The 16331-nt window shown below is 68.5% G+C and carries 12 protein-coding genes; 3 read left to right on the forward strand and 9 right to left on the reverse strand.

Going from position 1 to position 16331, the window contains the following annotated elements:
- Positions 1-64 precede the first annotated feature (64 nt).
- Both AB0J62_RS31245 and AB0J62_RS31250 read right to left on the reverse strand, forming a co-directional pair.
- A complete protein-coding gene (locus AB0J62_RS31245) occupies positions 65-280 on the reverse strand; it encodes a hypothetical protein (protein WP_363878532.1) in 216 nt (71 codons plus the stop codon).
- 13 nt (positions 281-293) lie between these two features.
- On the reverse strand, positions 294-3263 hold the full coding sequence (locus tag AB0J62_RS31250; RefSeq protein ID WP_363878534.1) for a type 2 lanthipeptide synthetase LanM family protein: 2970 nt from the start codon (positions 3261-3263) through the stop codon (positions 294-296).
- 380 nt (positions 3264-3643) lie between these two features.
- Between AB0J62_RS31250 and AB0J62_RS31255 the strand changes: the two genes are divergently transcribed.
- A complete protein-coding gene (locus tag AB0J62_RS31255) occupies positions 3644-4672 on the forward strand; it encodes an MsnO8 family LLM class oxidoreductase (RefSeq protein WP_363878537.1) in 1029 nt (342 codons plus the stop codon).
- 34 nt (positions 4673-4706) lie between these two features.
- The gene (locus AB0J62_RS31260; protein ID WP_363878540.1) at positions 4707-6167 is read left to right on the forward strand and encodes an NAD-dependent succinate-semialdehyde dehydrogenase; all 1461 of its coding nucleotides are present in this window, start codon (positions 4707-4709) and stop codon (positions 6165-6167) included.
- A 94-nt stretch (positions 6168-6261) separates the two neighbouring features.
- On the opposite strand, the gene AB0J62_RS31265 is transcribed toward AB0J62_RS31260, so the two are convergent.
- The 6 genes from AB0J62_RS31265 to AB0J62_RS31290 form a co-directional block, all read right to left on the reverse strand.
- A complete protein-coding gene (locus tag AB0J62_RS31265; RefSeq protein ID WP_363878543.1) occupies positions 6262-7113 on the reverse strand; it encodes a polysaccharide deacetylase family protein in 852 nt (283 codons plus the stop codon).
- Positions 7114-7140: 27 nt separating this feature from the next.
- Positions 7141-7878, reverse strand: a complete 738-nt coding sequence (locus AB0J62_RS31270; protein ID WP_363878546.1) for a 3D domain-containing protein — start codon at positions 7876-7878, stop codon at positions 7141-7143.
- A 91-nt stretch (positions 7879-7969) separates the two neighbouring features.
- Positions 7970-10408 (reverse strand): glycoside hydrolase family 2 protein, encoded by a 2439-nt coding sequence (locus AB0J62_RS31275; protein ID WP_363878549.1) that lies wholly within the window; start codon positions 10406-10408, stop codon positions 7970-7972.
- Between the two features lie 65 nt (positions 10409-10473).
- Positions 10474-11082, reverse strand: a complete 609-nt coding sequence (locus AB0J62_RS31280; RefSeq protein WP_363878552.1) for an SGNH/GDSL hydrolase family protein — start codon at positions 11080-11082, stop codon at positions 10474-10476.
- Positions 11079-12176, reverse strand: a complete 1098-nt coding sequence (locus AB0J62_RS31285) for a Gfo/Idh/MocA family oxidoreductase (protein WP_363878555.1) — start codon at positions 12174-12176, stop codon at positions 11079-11081. The genes AB0J62_RS31280 and AB0J62_RS31285 overlap by 4 nt, the downstream gene beginning before the upstream one ends.
- Positions 12173-12922, reverse strand: a complete 750-nt coding sequence (locus AB0J62_RS31290; RefSeq protein ID WP_363878559.1) for a sugar phosphate isomerase/epimerase — start codon at positions 12920-12922, stop codon at positions 12173-12175. The genes AB0J62_RS31285 and AB0J62_RS31290 overlap by 4 nt, the downstream gene beginning before the upstream one ends.
- Positions 12923-13207: 285 nt before the next feature.
- On the opposite strand from AB0J62_RS31290, the gene AB0J62_RS31295 reads away from it, so the two are divergent.
- Positions 13208-14218: a LacI family DNA-binding transcriptional regulator gene (locus AB0J62_RS31295; protein WP_363878562.1), complete on the forward strand. Its 1011-nt coding sequence runs from the start codon at positions 13208-13210 to the stop codon at positions 14216-14218.
- Here the strand turns inward: AB0J62_RS31295 and AB0J62_RS31300 are convergent.
- Positions 14215-16299: a molybdopterin-dependent oxidoreductase gene (locus tag AB0J62_RS31300; protein WP_363878565.1), complete on the reverse strand. Its 2085-nt coding sequence runs from the start codon at positions 16297-16299 to the stop codon at positions 14215-14217. The genes AB0J62_RS31295 and AB0J62_RS31300 overlap by 4 nt on opposite strands.
- Positions 16300-16331: the final 32 nt, after the last annotated feature.

Raw genomic sequence — 16331 nt, forward strand, 5'->3', positions numbered from 1 at the left:
CTCGGGATGAGCGGCCGGCCACTCCGTCAAACGTTCGCTGGTGTCTTCCAGCAGGTCGTCGGACCTAGATCGTTCCCCACGGCAGGCCGTCGGGGGCTGCGACCACGGCCGCCGCCAATGCGCTCAGGCCGACGGTCCCGACCAGGGCCATCGCCCGCGCGCCGACCTTGTACCGCGTCGGCAAGGTGATCGGGCCGAGCGGGTCGGTGTGTTCCGGTGCGGTGGTCTGCAGGTCGGCGGTGGTCTCGGGCTGAACATCGTGGTGCTGCTGGGCGGTCATGCTGTTCCCCTTGTCACTGTGTGGGCGTCGGCGCTGTGCCACACCTCGACCCGGCGGTTGGTTCGAGCAACAGCACGGACGGAACCCGTTCGGGGAACGCAAGGCGGAGCAAGCCGTACCCGATCCCTGCCAGACCGGTCAGCAGGCCTGGAGACGGTACGGCTCGTGGTGTTCCGCACTGCGGTCCGTACTGCTGTACTGCCGCGAGCACCAACCCGGCACGACGTCGTCGTGCCGCCTCTGCAGTTGGGTACTCACGTGCGGCGAGCCACATCAGTGACTCCACCGCGCCGAGCTCGCCGTGGCACAGACTGAGGTCGGCGAGCACCGGGCGTTCTGCCGCGGCCCTCAGATAGCTGTCGAGATCCGCTGGTACTCCGGCCGCCGCCCGGGCGAGCGCTGTCCCGGTGTCGCCCGAACACCAGCCGTGGCCGGCGGGTGCGTTCCGCCGGTCCAGGTCGGCTGCTGTCCGGGCGGCATCCAGGTACCTGTCACCAGGTACGCCGTACTGCCCGAGGGTCCATGCGATTCCCTGGAAGCCGCGAGCGAAGCCGTGTTCCGCTGCTACTCGGCCACGGAGGCCGCTCTCGACTGTGGTGACCAGGTGATCCGCATACCGCTCGGCCAGTCGGCCGGCGGCCGGAAGTTCTGTTATTGCTTGCATCGCGGCCAGTCCGCCGGCCGCGCCCTCGACGTACGACGGGAACTCGTCGGGGTTGAGCACGAGTTGCTCGGTGAGCTCCAGTGAGGCGGCCAGCCAGGTGGTCAGGCCGGAGTCGCCGAGGAGTGCTTGCAGCCGGCTGAGGCCGTAGCTGATGCCACCGAGTCCGTGGAAGCCCGGTCCGACGAGCTGAGCGGACTCGAGGTCGCCGGCCAGGGCTGTGAGCACGCGCGGGATCGGACGGATCGCGTCGCGCGCCAACTCGCAGTACTTGTCCGCACCGGTCAGTACGCCGACCTGCGCGAGGAAGAGCGCCGTACCGGTGTAGCCGTTGGACAGGCCGGCGCCCATGGAACGGACAGCCCAGTGGTGGTCGTCAAGCAGTTCGAGACCGAGCCAGTTGGCCGCACCGCCGGTCTCACCGATCACCCGCGCGACGATCTCGTCGGCGATGTCTGTGGCCGCGGCGAGCAGTTGGTCGGGGTCGGCGTCGGTCGTGCCGAGGTGTTGTCGCGTCGACTTGCTGACGTGCTTGATCGGCTCCGGGCGGGTAGCCAGGGACGCGGTGATCAGCCAGGCCTGCCGATCCTCGTCGACATCCCCGAGGCTCGCGATCTTCGTCTCCACGGCCGCAAGGCCTGTAGTAGCGAGGACATCGGCGATCCGGGTGCCGTCGGAGGACCACACGTCCCGGCTGTCGGGTCGTGCGGTGAACAGCGGTACGTCGCCTGCCCACAGGTCCGCCAGCTCGTGCGGCACGATCGCGTGCAGCGACTCGTCCGCATCCCACAGCAGGTCGAGCAGTTGACTCCGGCCGGCTGCGTCGCGCAGTGCGTCCGGGTGGGTCGACTCGTCCAGCAGACCCTTGTACAGACTCGTGGAGCGCGGCACGAACCGGAGCTGGTCCGAGGCGCAGCGCGCCAGCAGTCCGTCCGGGCCGAGGAACTCCTCGCGGTGCCGGGCGATCGCCTCATACGCGGCCCGAAACCCTGTCAGCACAGCAATCTCGTGCTCGCGTGGCTCGACCATCGCCGCGCCGAGCATCGGCCGGTTGGCGGCGACGGTGGTCTGTCCGGGGCGACGGATCAGATGCATCGAGTCCAGCCCGGCGTCCGCCCAGTCGACCACGCTCATCGGCGCGGTCGACTCGCCGTCGCCGCCGAGGCCGGACACGTCCGCAAGTCCGTACTCGCCCGACACGAGCAGTGGAAGCAGCGCGGTGCGGTACACCGAGCCGAGCAACGCTCGGTACGCCGGATCCTGGCCCAACGCGGTCACCGGCAGATGAGTCGGGTGGAACAACGTCTCGACATCCACCAGCACCGGCTGGTCACCGGCGGCGATCAGGTTCTCGAAGTGCATGTCGGTGCCGTCGAGCACATACAGGAGGGCGAGCAGGGCGCCTTGCCGGTGGTAGAACCGCCGTACGCCGCCGAAGTCCTCGCACGGCTCGTGCACGACGTACTCGAGCCAGCCGTAACCGTCCCGGGTCAGCAGGCGGGCCGTGCGGATGTCCAGCGCGGTCTTCGCGTTGAGCCAGTCCACGAAGGCGTTGAAGTGCTGGTGGAGCTCCAGGGACCGGGGCTTGTAGACCAGCCGCCGGCCGTCCGCGAAGGTGAGGATCGCGGTGCATCGACCGCCCCGGTGGGGGTCGCCGCCGGGGTCGATCGAGGTCAGTGCGCCGGGGTCGCGGCCGCCGAGCAGTCCGGTGACGAGTGACTCACGGTCCTCGGCGAGTCGGGCCAGCAGCTCGAGGTGACCCTCCACGCCCTGTCGGCACGATTCGCCCAGGACCCGGGCCAGTACCGGGTACGCGGCCAGGAACTCCGCCAGCTCGCTTCCTCCGACGAGCCGGTCGGTGAAGTCGAGGAACCTGGCGGCCGGGGTGTCGCCGGCCAGCTCGCCGCGGTCTCGGGCCCGGGCGAGCTCCAGGACCAGCGTGCGGGCTGCCAGCTTCACCAGGCGGAGTCCTAACCGCTGCAGGAACTGCTCGGCGAGTACGCCGGTGTGCCCGGCCGCGGCCAGGTCCCGGCGAGCCGAGTCCAGCAGCGGTTCCAGGCAACGCATGAGCGCCTGCCGCCAGTCCGTGCCGGACCCATCCGTTGCCGCGGCCGCTCCACCTGACGTGTAGCCGCCAATGACACCGGTCCCTGCAGGGTCTCGACCGGCGACAGGCGCGCTCGGTGGGAGAGAGGTGCTGCGCTCCACGTACTCGGCCCAGGCCGGCGCGGAGTGGGTCAACTCGTGCGGTCGAACGCCCGCCGACCACCAGCTCTTGCGCTGGCTGATCCGGGCCGTTCCCGCGGTCGCTGAGTTGAGCACGGGCTCAGGCTGCCATCGGGGGCAGGGCCCGGGCATGGGTACTCAGCCCCCATATTCTTCACCGTTCCGGGTCGGCGTAGCTGAGTGTCGATCGGTGTCTGCCGCGGGGTGACGACTGGGGGGTTGACGACCCCGCGGCAGCGGACCGGGCCGGCCGGCCCTTGGTGGAAGGCCGTCGGCACGCCGGGAACGATGCCTGTGGCGGAGCAGGCCCGGCAAGGGCTCCGACCCCCCATTTTCGGGTGTCGGCCGGCCCGTCGAGGATGGGGGCACGCCGCCCGGAACTTGGGTGTGGAATCCCCATGTGTGAACCGTGTCCGCACTGTCACGGTGGGCGCGTGCTCACTGTCGCTCCCGGACTTCCCGTCTCAGCCCACTCTGTGCTGGACGTTGTACCGCAGCTGCCCGGTCAGTCGGCTGCGGCCGCTCTCCGGGAAACGGCAGAGGTAGCACTCGCCGCCGACGACCTCGGATACCGCCGGTTCTGGCTAGGAGAGCAGCACGGTGTCCGAGGCGTCGGCGGGGCAGCACCGGCAGTACTCGCGGCAGTGCTGGCCGCCCGGACCGACCGGATCCGCCTGGGAGCCGGCGGGGTCCTGCTGACCAACCATCAACCGCTGGTCGTCGCGGAGCAGTTCGCCGCACTCGCAGCGGCGTACCCGAGTCGTATCGACCTGGGGGTGGAAGAGCAGCGCACTGTTGCGCCTAGTACTGCGGCAGCACTCGCCGGCGGGGCACGTGACTCGTTCGCACAGCGGCTGGACGAGCTGTGCGGGTTCTTGCGCGACGGAACGCCCGGACGGGTGCCGGTCGGCGACGTACGGCTGTCGCTGGCCGGACTGCCGCCGCCGGTCTTCGTGCTGGCCGATCATCCGCGCACTGCGGTGACTGCCGCCGTACGTGGACTACCTCTGTTCCTGGCGCACCACTGCGCCGCCGCGGCGACGTCTGCCGCGGTGGAGGCGTACCGCGAGCACTTCGAGCCGACAGGGCCGAAGGTCCAGCCGTACCTGGCTGTCACGGCCGGAGTGGTCGCAGCCGACTCCGAGGAAGAGGCCATGGCTCGGTTCGCGGAGTACGTCCGAGTGAAGACCCGGCTGGCCGCTGCGGGACCACGTGTCACGTCGGCCGAGCTGACGGCGCTTCTGGACCCGCCGTTGACCGGTCGCGAGCGTGGACGCGCAGAACGGCTGATGGACGACCACGGGTACGTCGTCGGCTCCCGTGCGACGGTGGCGGCCCAGCTGGGCGAACTGGTCGCGAGTACGACGGCAGACGAGGTCATGCTCGTCCCGCTGGCCTTCGACGGACTGATCCGCTCGGCGATCCTCCGCACCGTCGCTGCCGGCCTGACCCGCATCGTCCGGACCGTCCCGAGGAGCGCACCCCCGCTGATAGCCACCGCCTAATCTGGGTACTGCGAACCAGACGAGAGGCGGATCCATGTCATCGGAGCGGGAAGTCGTCGAGGCGTGTCCGACCGAGCTGTTCATCGGAGGCAAGTGGGTAGCGGCCGAGGGCGGCAAGACGCTCGCCGTCGAGGACCCGGCCACCGGTGCGACGCTCTGCGAAGTGGCGGATGCCAGTCCGGCCGACGGCAAGGCAGCGCTCGACGCAGCGGTTGCTGCGCAGGCGGAGTGGGCCGCCACTCCACCACGTGAGCGCGGCGAGATCCTGCGCCGTACCTATGAGTTGATGACCGAGCGGGCCGACGACCTCGCGCTGTTGATGACGCTCGAGATGGGCAAGCCGGTCGCCGAGTCCAAGGGTGAGATCGCTTACGCGGCTGAGTTCTTCCGCTGGTTCGCGGAGGAAGCGGTCCGGATCGAGGGCGGGTACCAGATCGCACCGAACGGATCGGGCCGCTTCCTGCTGATGCGCCAGCCGGTGGGACCGTGCCTGCTGATCACGCCGTGGAACTTCCCGGCGGCGATGGGCGCGCGCAAGATCGGACCGGCCGTCGCCGCAGGCTGCACGATGGTGATCAAACCGGCCGCGCAGACGCCGCTGTCGATGCTCAAGCTGGCCGAGTTGATGACCGAGGCCGGTCTTCCGGCTGGCGTGCTGAACGTGGTCACCACCAACGATGCGGGCGGCGTGATGGAGCCGCTGATCCGCGACGGTCGCGCCCGCAAGCTGTCCTTCACCGGTTCGACCCCGGTCGGCCGCAAGCTGATCGAGCAGGCGGCCGACCAGGTACTGCGGACGAGCATGGAGCTCGGCGGGAACGCGCCGCTGCTCGTGTTCGAGGACGCCGACCTGGACAAGGCGGTCGACGGCGCGATGCTGGCCAAGATGCGCAACGGCGGCGAGGCCTGTACGTCGGCCAACCGGATCTACGTGCACTCGGCGGTGATGGAGGAGTTCTCGTCCCGGCTGACCGAGCGGATGGCTGGGCTCAAGGTCGGCCGCGGTACGGAGGAGGGCGTCGACGTCGGTCCGCTGATCGACGGCAAGCAACGGGACAAGGTCGCCGACCTGGTCGCCGACGCGATCGCCCAGGGCGCGCGTCCGCTGACCGGCGGTTCTGTTGCTGAGGGCAACGGGTACTTCTTCCAGCCGACGGTGCTGGCCGACGTACCGGTGACTGCGCGGCTGCAGAAGGAGGAGATCTTCGGGCCGGTCGCGCCGCTGACCGCGTTCGAGACCGAGGACGAGGCCGTGCGGATGGCGAACGACACGGAGTTCGGCCTGGTCTCCTACTTGTTCACCAAGGACCTGAGCCGCGCACTCCGGGTGTCCGAACGCCTCGAGGCCGGAATGATCGGCCTCAACCAGGGCATCGTCTCCAACCCGGCCGCCCCCTTCGGCGGCGTAAAACAATCCGGCCTCGGCCGCGAAGGCGGCACCGTAGGAATCGACGAATACCTGGAACTCAAGTACGTAGCAGTCAACCTCGACTGACCAGAAGGCAAATCAAAACAAAAGAAAGAAGAGATGTTTAGAGTTGCGGCTGGCTTGGATGGTCAGCCGCAAGTCTGATTGTGCCTCATCTTTCTTAGCTGACTAGTTGGGTTACTGTGACGAGGTGGTAGCCGCGGGCTCGGAGTTCGCGGACTATTGGGCCTACGGCTTGGGCTGTGTAGGGGGCGTTGTCGCCGCCGTGCATGTGGAGGACGACGATCGAGCCGTTCTGTACGTGGTCCAGGACTTGTTTGATGATGGGTTGGGGTGACTTGGCGAAGCCGTCTGCGCCTGGGACGTCCAGGCCGACCGCGGTTACGCCGGCCGGGGCCAGCTCGTGGAGCGCGGTGGTGTCGTAGCATCCACCGGGGAAGCGGAACCACCTGGTGGCGTGCGGGTCCACGCGATCCAGCTCGACTATCGCTCGCCGTACATCTGCGAGCATCTGGTCGCGCGGCACCGTCCCCAACGTGTAGCAATGCTTGGTGAAACCGCGGTGGTCGTAGGTGTGTGTCCCCAGCTCGAACAGCGGGTCGTTGGTGAGCTGACGGGTGACGTCGGGGTACTGCTCCATCCACATCCCGGTCAGGAACATGGTCGCCGGTACGTGCAGCGCGTGCAGCTCGTCGATCAGCGCCTTGTTGTAGTACGACTTGACCTTGCCGGACACCAACCGCCTCCGCATCAGCGCAGTCAGGTCCGCGTCGAACGTCAACGCGATCTGCTTCCTGTCCCGCGGCCCGTGATCGAGCACAGGCATGAGCTTCGCGTTGGTGGAGGCGCCAGGCTTGGCCTGCACCGGTGCGATGGTCGGCCGGATCGGCTTCGCAGTACGCACAGGCGTCGAAGGCGCGCGGGTCTGCGGCGTTTCGACCGGCCTGGTGTCGCTACACGCAACAAGCGTCAACACCAGAGCACCGGCTGCTACGTGCTTCCCCCAGGTCACGATGTCCCAGTATGCCTAACGGTCCGCTCACTCCACGGTCAGGGGCAGCCGCTGAATTCCCCAGTTGTCCGCGTCCGGGCCCGGCGGGAACCAGACGTCGACGATGTCGTCCTTGATCCAGCTGCCGATGTCGGCCGCGTAGCAGTGGCCGTAGCCGGGGACGTAGAGGCGAGTGCCCCAGGGGATGATGCGCGCGTCCACGGCGCAGATCCCGGTGCCGGCGTTGTAGCCGAGCGCGGTCTGCGCGACGTCGTTGTACGCCGACACCCGGTAGTTCAGCGTGGTCCCGACCGGCATCCGGTACGACGCCAGGTGGTTGGACGAGTCGAGCCGGTACGACGTACTGATCTGGCCGATCGACGACGCCGAAGTGTCCTCGGCCGACATCGCGTACACCTGGTAGTGCGCACCGGCGCACGGGCTCGCGTCGGTGACCTGCAGCGTCGGCTGGCCCCAGTCGCTGATCCACTGCAGCGCCTGGCCGTTCCGGAACGCTCGGTATGCCTTCGCGCCGGCCACCCGGTTGAACGTGAACGTCACCTTCCCGTCCGCCCCCAGACCGCCGCTGATCCCACTCGGTGCGGGCAGCCGACCACTGACGTCGTACGGCGGTGCTGTGGTCCCGTTGCCGTGACCGCCGGAGATCGGCCGGTCGGGGATCGGCCCGGTGTAGAAGTGCTGACAGGCCGGTAAAGCGGCCGATGCGGTGGTCGGAGCCACCAGCAGGAAAGTGAGGCTCAGCAGGACGATGGCAAAGGAGCGCATGACGGCAAGACCTCCGAGGTGGGGCGGGACCAGGGGGTTTCACTCCCAAGTAGCGGTCCCGTCACACCTTTAGTCAAGGTCTCGACGTAAATCAGTTCACCAGATCATTGGCCGAGCGCAGCACGGGTACGCCGACCTCGGGCGGGGCGAGCGCACCCGTGACCTTGAAGGTATGCGTCTCGCCGGCCGAGAGCGTGATCAAGCACGAGTCGACCCGCGCCGCGGGGTCCAGCCGGTCCGGGAAGAGGGCCAGGTCCTTGGCGAGCGCGGTGGCCGTCACGGTGACGTCGTACCCGCCGTCGGTCTTCGTGATGATGGTCGAATAGGCGTCGGCCACCAGCGCCAGGGTGGTGTCCTCGGCGAAGTACCAGTGCGCCGTGCTGCCGTCGGCGCCTCGCACCTCGAGGTACTCGCTCGTCGGGTTCGAGGTAACCGCAACAGACTGTGAAAGTTCGCTGATGCTCGCCGACCGAGCCGGCACTTCCAGAGTGAAGGTCTCACGGGCCAGCACCTCACCGTCGCGGGCGGTCGACCGTCGGGTAACCGTCACCTCGGTGGTCCAGGCGTTGTCCGTGTCGTTGTGCGCGGCAACGACCAGCTTGTCCTCCCGCGGTTGCACGGTCAGCAGGCGATCGGCGTACACCCGCTTCAGCGCGAACCACAACGGCTTGCGGATCCCGTGCCCGTCGACGGCCGCCCAGGAGACGACCGGCCAGTTGTCGTTCAACTGCCAGACCACCGCGCCGGTGTTCAACGGGAACAGCGAGCGGAAGTGTTCGATGCCGTAGGCAACAGCACGCGCCTGGTTCAGCTGCGTGGTCCAGTGCCAGTCGTCGATGTCCTTCCAGACCGGCAGGTGCTCACCAAGCCCACGCTGGAGCTTGAGGTTCCCCTCGAAGGCCTTCTGGTGCACCAGCATCTGCGAACCGTAGGGATCCAGCGGCGCGTCGTGCACCACCGACGTCAGCGTCGACCAGGCCGGCGGCCCCTGGAAGCCGAACTCCGACACGAACCGCGGCTTGTACTTGCGGTACGTCGTGTAGTCGACCTGGTTCCACACATCCCAGATGTGCATGGTCCCGTGCCGCTCGTCGTTCGGGTGGATGAACTGGTCGAACGAGTACGGGCTACCGGCGGAGTACGGCGTCCGCGGGTCGAGCTCGGCGACGATCTTGGGCAGCAGGTCGAGGTAGTACCCGGCGCCCCACGGCCGTCCGGCCAGCGGGACCCGCCAGCTCCACTCGACGTACCCCCAGATGTTCTCGTTGTTGCCGTTCCACACCGCGAGGCTGGCGTGCTTGCTCAGTCGCGTGACCGCCTGGCGCGCCTCGGCCTCGACCTCGCTCCGCAGCGGCTCCTCCTCGGAGTACGCCGCGCACGCGAACAGGAAGTCCTGCCAGACAAGGATTCCCAGCTCGTCGCAGACGTCGTAGAAGGCTTCGCTCTCGTAGATCCCGCCGCCCCAGACGCGCAGCAGGTTCATGCCGGCGTCGACGGCGTCCTGGATGCTGGTCCGGTACGTCTCGGCGTTCAACCGGGTGACGAACGCGTCGTCCGGGATCCAGTTCGCGCCGCGCACATAGATCGGCTTGCCGTTCACCGACAGCACGAACGGCGTACCGTCGTTGTCCGGGGCAACGTTCACGGTGATGTCCCGGAAGCCGACCCGCCCGGTCCAGCTGTCGTCGGGCAGCGACACGACCACGTCGTACAGCGGCTGCTCGCCGTGCCCGCGCGGCCACCAGAGGTTCACCTCGGGGACCGTGTTGGTGATGACGGCGGTGTCGGTGCCGGGCTTCACACGGGTGGACTGCGTCGTCCCGCCGACCTCGACGGTGACGGTGGCGTACTCGGAGGCGGTGTCGGTCCAGGCCAGCGAGACGAAGGTGTTCAGTACGCCGTCCGCGCCCGCGAGCGGCCGGACCGTGTCGATCCGCACGCCGGACCAGGACTCGATCCGGATCGGCTGCCAGATCCCCGCGGTCGCGACGTCCGGTCCCCAGTCCCAGCCGAAGTTCGAGGCCATCTTCCGCAGCTCGTTGTACGGGTGCAGGTTCGTGTGCGGCCAGCTGCCCACCTTCGCCCGCTCCGCCTCGGCCGCCACCACCGGACCCTCGAAGTCGACCACCAACTCGTTGTCCCCGGCAACCAGAACGCTCGTGACGTCGAACCGGTACGACCGGTGCTGGTTCGCGGTCCGGCCGACCTCCTGACCGTTCAGCGTGACGGTGGCGACCGTGTCGAGCCCCTCGGCGACCAACTCCTGCCGGTCGTTGCCGTCAGCAGTCCAGCTGAACGTCGTCCGGTAGCTCCACCGGGTCCGTCCGATCCAGTGCAGCTTCGACTCGTTGTCGCCGTCGAACGGGTCCGGGATCTCGCCGGCCGCGAGCAGGTCGGTGTGCACCTCGCCCGGCACGGTCGCGGCCACCGGGCGGTCGATCAGGCCGTCGGGCACCGGACCGTCGACGGCGCGGACGGTCCAGGCGGCGCCGCCGTCGGTGGTGAGGTCAAAGGTCTTCAGCGATGTCACAGTCGGACTCCAGGGGTGAACCGGTTTAGTAAAGCCGCGCCGGTACGTCGGCGGATCGGCGGAGGTCAGTTGTCCAGCACGTACCGTCGCCAGAGGTCGGCGAGGGCGCGGTGTCCGGCCGGGCTGGGGTGTACGCCGTCCCCGGCGAGCGTTTCGGCGCCGACGGACGCGGCCTGCTTCGTCAGCTCGACGTCGGTCGGCACGAGGATCGCGCCGTACTCGACGGCCAGCTTCCGGACCACCTCGAGCTTCGGGTCCAGGTCCTCACGCCACGCGTCCTGCCCGTCCTTCACCGGCAGCAGGAACGGCTCCATCAGGACCACCGGACAGTTCAGCGGGTCGAGCAGCGCCCGGTACGACGCCTCGAAGGACTCCGCCGTCGTCGGGTCGTTCTCGTCGTACCGCCGCCAGGTGTCGTTGATCCCGATCAGGATCGACACCAGCGACGGATCGTGGGCCAGCACATCGGCTGCCCACCGGTCGGCCAGATCGGCCGCCCGGTTGCCACTGATGCCGGCATTGACGATCTTCGGCCGGTGTTCGCCGAGATCGTCGTACAGGTTGCGGACGTAACCGCCGCCCAACCCGTCGGGGTCGGTGCGGCGGCCGCAGTCGGTGACCGAGTCCCCGGCGAACACGACGGTCCGCCGGGGATCGAGGAAGATGCTGGTCATAGCGTTGCTGCGGTCACGTCCCAGTCGTCCGGCAGGATCGGTGCGACCTCGACCGTGCTCTTCACGTCGACGAACGCGCCGGTGTCGATCGAGTCGGTGATGGAGGCCATCACGTCGACGATGTGGAACGCCAGCGCCCCGGTCGCCCGGTGCGGCCGGCCGGCCCGGATCGCCCGTGCCATCTCCAGCACGCCGGTGCCGCGCTGAGCCACCGCCTTGGTCTCGGCGACGGTCTCCCAGTCGTCGGCGCCACGGCGACGGATCTTGATCGCCCCGTCGAACCCGTTCGGGTCCGGTACGGCCAGCGTCGCGTCCGAGCCGGTGATCTCGACGAACCCGGCCCGCGACAGCGGCGAGTCGAAGCTGAAGATGCTCTGCGACGACTGACCCGACTCGAACTTCGCGATCGCGCTGACGTGCGTCGGCACGGTCACGTCGAAGTCGGTCCCCGCCAGCGGACCGGAGCCGATCGTGCGCTTCTCCTTCGACTTCGACCCGATCCCCGCGACCGCGGCGACCGGACCGAACAGCTGCACCAGCGTGGTCAGGTAGTACGGGCCGATGTCCCACAGCGGGCCCGCGCCTTCCTGGAACAGGAACGCCGGGTTCGGGTGCCAGGACTCCGGGCCGGGGGACTGCATCAGCGTCAGCGCGGTCAGCGGCGTACCGATGTCACCGCGCTCGATGATGCGACGGGACTCCTGCAGCCCCGGGCCGAGGATGGTGTCGGGTGCGCAGCCCAGCCGCACGCCCGCGTCCTGTGCCGTGGCCAGCAGCTTGAGCCCGCTGTCCTGGTCCAGCGAGAACGGCTTCTCGCTCCAGACATGCTTGCCTGCGGCAACCGCTGCCAGGGCCACCTCGACGTGCGCGATCGGGATGGTCAGGTTGACCACGATCTCGACGTCCGGGTTGCCCAGCACGACCTCGGGGCCGCCGTGGGCCTCGATCCCGTACTCCTCGGCCTTCGCCGCGGCAGCCTCCGGCCGGAGGTCGCCGATCGCGACGACCTTCAGGTCCGGGAAGCTCTGCATGCTCTTGATGTAGGCGTCGGAGATGACTCCGGCGCCGATCACACCTACGCCGACAGGGCTCATTCAGGCGCCCCTTCTCCGGTCAGGAACGTGTAGCTGCCCTGGACCGCGTCCATGATCTCGCCGGTGAAGTCGTCCAGCTCGACCACGCGGAGCGCGTTCGGTGCGGCGGCCAGGATGTCCCGGACCGCGATGACGCCGTCGCCGACCGCGACCTGGGCCTTGTTGTTCAGCGTGCCGTCGCCGTCCTTGACGTGGATCGCCTTGACCCGGTCGCCGAACTTGCCGAGCAGCGCCGGTACGTCGGCGCCACCGACGGCCGCCCAGTACGTGTCCACCTCGAGGATCACGTCATCGGACAGGTTGTCGACCAGGATCTCCAGCCCGTGCACGCCGCCGATCTTCGACTCGAGCTCGAACTGGTGGTTGTGGTAGCCGACAGTGATGCCGTGGTCGGCGGCCTCGATCGCGGCCTTGTTCAGCCCGTCGGCGATGACCTTGATGTCGTCGGCGGTCTGCCAGCGGGCGGGGTCGGTGTGCGGGTCGATCACCGTGCTGATGCCCAGGCGCTTGGCGGCGGCGTAGATCGGGCCGGCCTCGTCCCGCAGCAGGCCCGCGTGCGTGGTGGGAGCCGAGAGTCCGTGCTTGGGCAGCGCGTCGGCCAGACGGTCCGCGTAGGCGGTCACACCGAAGGGCTCGACCTTCGTGTAGCCGATCTCCGCGATACGCGCCAGGGTGCCGTCGAAGTCCTCTTCGAGCTTGCCCCGGACCGTGTACAACTGGAGGGACAGGTGGTCCACTGCGACCATTGGTTTCTCCTTGTCGGCGGCGCGTGACCCGCTGCCCTGGGGTTTGCGCCGACTGATAAGCCGAACCGGTTAAGTAACGACGGCAACGGTATCCCACCGAGCCCCGGCGGCACCACCCTCCGCCCAACGACTGGGCGGTCACCTGGCACTTCTCTCAGATTCCCGAGATTGATCAAACGGTCACTTTGTGTGCTCAAGTGATGACACGGAGTTCAAGTCGGGCGCACACTGGAGGATTCCGGACCGACCGTCAGCGGTCCGGCCGCCCGTGAGGAGTGAACCGTTGTGTCCCGTGTGACCATCAAGGAGATCGCCCGTCGCTGTGGTGTCTCCCAAGGCGCCGTCTCGTACGCCCTGAACAACCGGCCCGGGGTGTCGGAGGCCACCCGTGCGCGGGTGCTGCAGGTCGCCGCGGAGCTGGAGTGGGCGCCCAACCGGGCCGCCCGCCAGTTGTCCGCCGCGCGCAGCGAGACGTTCGGGCTGGTGCTCGCGAGGTCGGCGCAGACCCTGATCGAGGAGCCGTACTTCATGGGCTTCGTCGGCGGCGTCGAGTCGGTCCTCGCGGAGAAGTCGTACGCGTTGGCCCTGCAGGTCGTGGCCGATCTCGACGAGGAGCTGGCGACGTACCGGAAATGGGCCGCCGAGCGCCGGGTCGACGGGGTGATCGTCGTCGATCTCCGCGTCGCCGATCCCCGTCTTCCGGTGCTGCGCAAGCTCGGTCTGCCGGCCGTTCTGGTCGGGGATCCGGCGCTCGCGGACGGGATGCCGTGCGTCTGGACCGACGGGACGGCGGCGATGAACGCGGCCCTGGATCACGTCGCGTCGCTCGGGCATCGGGTGATCGCGCGCGTCGCCGGGCCGCCGGAGTACGGCGATGTCTGGATCCGCGACCAGGCGTTCGAGTTGGCCGCCCGCCGGTTGTCGCTCGAGACCCGAATCCATCACACCGACTACTCCGCCGCTCAGGGCGCTGCCGCCACGCGGGATATCGTCACCGGTTCGCCGCGTCCGACCGCGATCATCTACGACAACGACCTGATGGCCGTGGCCGGCCTGGCCGTCATCCACGGCCTCGGCCTCAGCGTCCCCGACGACCTCACGCTGGTGGCCTGGGACGATTCGGCGCTGTGCCGGATCACCCATCCCACGCTCACGGCGCTCAGTCACAACATCGTCGGCTACGGCGCGGAAGTGACCCAACGTCTGCTGGGCCTGATCTCGGGCGCCCAACCACAGGCCCACCTGTACTCGACGCCGCTGCTGATCATCCGGGACAGTTCGGCGCCTCCCTGTTAGGTCGCTGTCACCGTGACCGGTACGCCGTTCACCGCGGCGGTACCGGCCACGGCGTCGGTGTAGCCGGCGTCGGTCACGTCGTTGACGCTCTGGCCCGGCACCTGGTTCGCGATCGTGAGGCGGGCGCCGGGCCGGTTGTGGCCGAAGCCGTGCGGCAGGCTGACCACCCCGGGCATGATGTCGTTGCTGGAGGCAACTTCCACAGAGATCGAGCCGGCTGCGGACGTGACCGTGACGAACTGGCCGTCGGTCAGCGCGCGCTCGGTCAGGTCGTCGGGATTCATCAGCAACTGGTGCCTCGGCTTGCCTTTCACCAGCCGCGCCGAGTTGTGCATCCAGGAGTTGTTGTTGCGGAGGTGACGCCGGCCGATCAGGAGGAGTTGGCCGTCCAGTTCGTTGAGTGAGTCCAGTCGCGGCAGATCGTCGAGGATCATCGGTTGCGCCAGATCGATCCGCTTCGACTTGTGATGCAGCGCTCCGGGCAAGGCGGGCTGCAGCGGTCCGAGATCGATCCCGCCCGGTGACTTCCGGAGCTTCCCGACCGACAATCGGTACGGCCCGATCCGCAATCCGGCGTCGACGATCCTGCGTGGCGAGATCCGGAGACGAGCAGTCACCTCGACGCGTCGCCGGCTCCACGGAGTACGCCGTACCAACGCCAGCCCGAGGTCCCGGAAGATCTCCCAGTCGTGCCGGGCGTCCGCGGGCTTCGGGAGTACCGCGTCGTTCCAGCGGGCGGTGTTGCGTACGGCGAGTTGGTGGAAGATCAGGTCGTAGTGGTCGCGCTCGAGCGGCGGCGCCGGCGGCAGGATCACGTCCGCGTGCCGCGTCGTCTCGTTGATGTACGGATCGATCGCGACCATGAAGTCCAGCGATCCGAGCGCCTCGTCCAGCTTGCGGCCGTCGGGCGTCGACAGCACGGGGTTGCCCGCCACCGTCACCATCGCCCGGATCTGGCCGTCGCCCGGCGTCAGGATCTCCTCGGCCATCGTCGACACCGGCAGCTCGCCGCCGAACTCCGGCAGCCCCCGCACCCGGCTCTTCCATACCCCGACATGCCCGCGACCCAGCCCGAGCAACGCGTTCACCGCCGGCCGCGGGAACATCGTGCCGCCCGGCCGGTCGAGGTTCCCGGTGATGATGTTCAGCACCTGGATCGCCCACTGGCAGATCGCGCCGAACTGCTGCGTCGACACTCCGACCCGCCCGTAACAAGCGGCCCGGTCAGCCTCGGCGAACTCACGAGCGATCCGCCGGATCACGTCGGCCGGGATGCCCGTGATCCCCGCGGCTCGCTCCGGCGTCCACGCTTCGACCACGGCCTCGATCGTCGCCAGCCCGTCGACGTACTCCGCAGGACGCGCAGCACCCAGCGAGATCACCTCATGGATCAACGCGAGCAGGAACGCGGCGTCCGTCCCCGGCCGGACGAAGTGATGCTCGTCGGCGACAGCCGCTGTCTCGGTCCGCCGCGGATCGATGACGACGACCTTGCCGCCGCGCTTCCGTACGTCCTTCAGCCGCCGCCCGAATCCGGGCGCGGTCATCATGCTGCCGTTCGATGCCAGCGGATTCGCACCGAGCATGAGCAGGTACGACGTCCGGTCGATATCCGGCACCGCCACCATCAGCTGATGCCCGTACAACAGGTACGACGACAGCATGTGCGGCAGCTGATCGATCGACGTGGCGCTGAACTTGTTCCGGGTTCGCAGCTGTCTGATCATCGTCGGCATGTGCGTGAGCGCGCCGAGACTGTGCACGTTCGGGTTGCCGAGGTACACGCCGACCGAGTTCCGGCCGTGCTCCTTCTGGATCCCGGTGAGCATGTCGACGATGAGCTCGTACGCCGCGTCCCACCCGATCTCCTGCCAGCCGTCGGACGTCCGTCGTACCGGCGTGGTCAGCCGGTCGGGGTCCTCCTGGAGGTCACGAAGGGCGACCGCCTTCGGGCAGATGTGACCGCGGGACAGCGGATCCGACTCATCGCCCCGGATGTCGGTCACGTGGCCGTTCTCGACGGTCACCAGCACACCGCAGATCGCTTCACACAGGTTGCAGGACGTCCGCCGTACGGTCATCCACTCAAACTACCCTCGGGTAAGGAGAGTCG

Origin of the sequence: Kribbella sp. NPDC049584 (genome assembly GCF_040675555.1) — a bacterium.
GTDB lineage: Bacteria > Actinomycetota > Actinomycetes > Propionibacteriales > Kribbellaceae > Kribbella.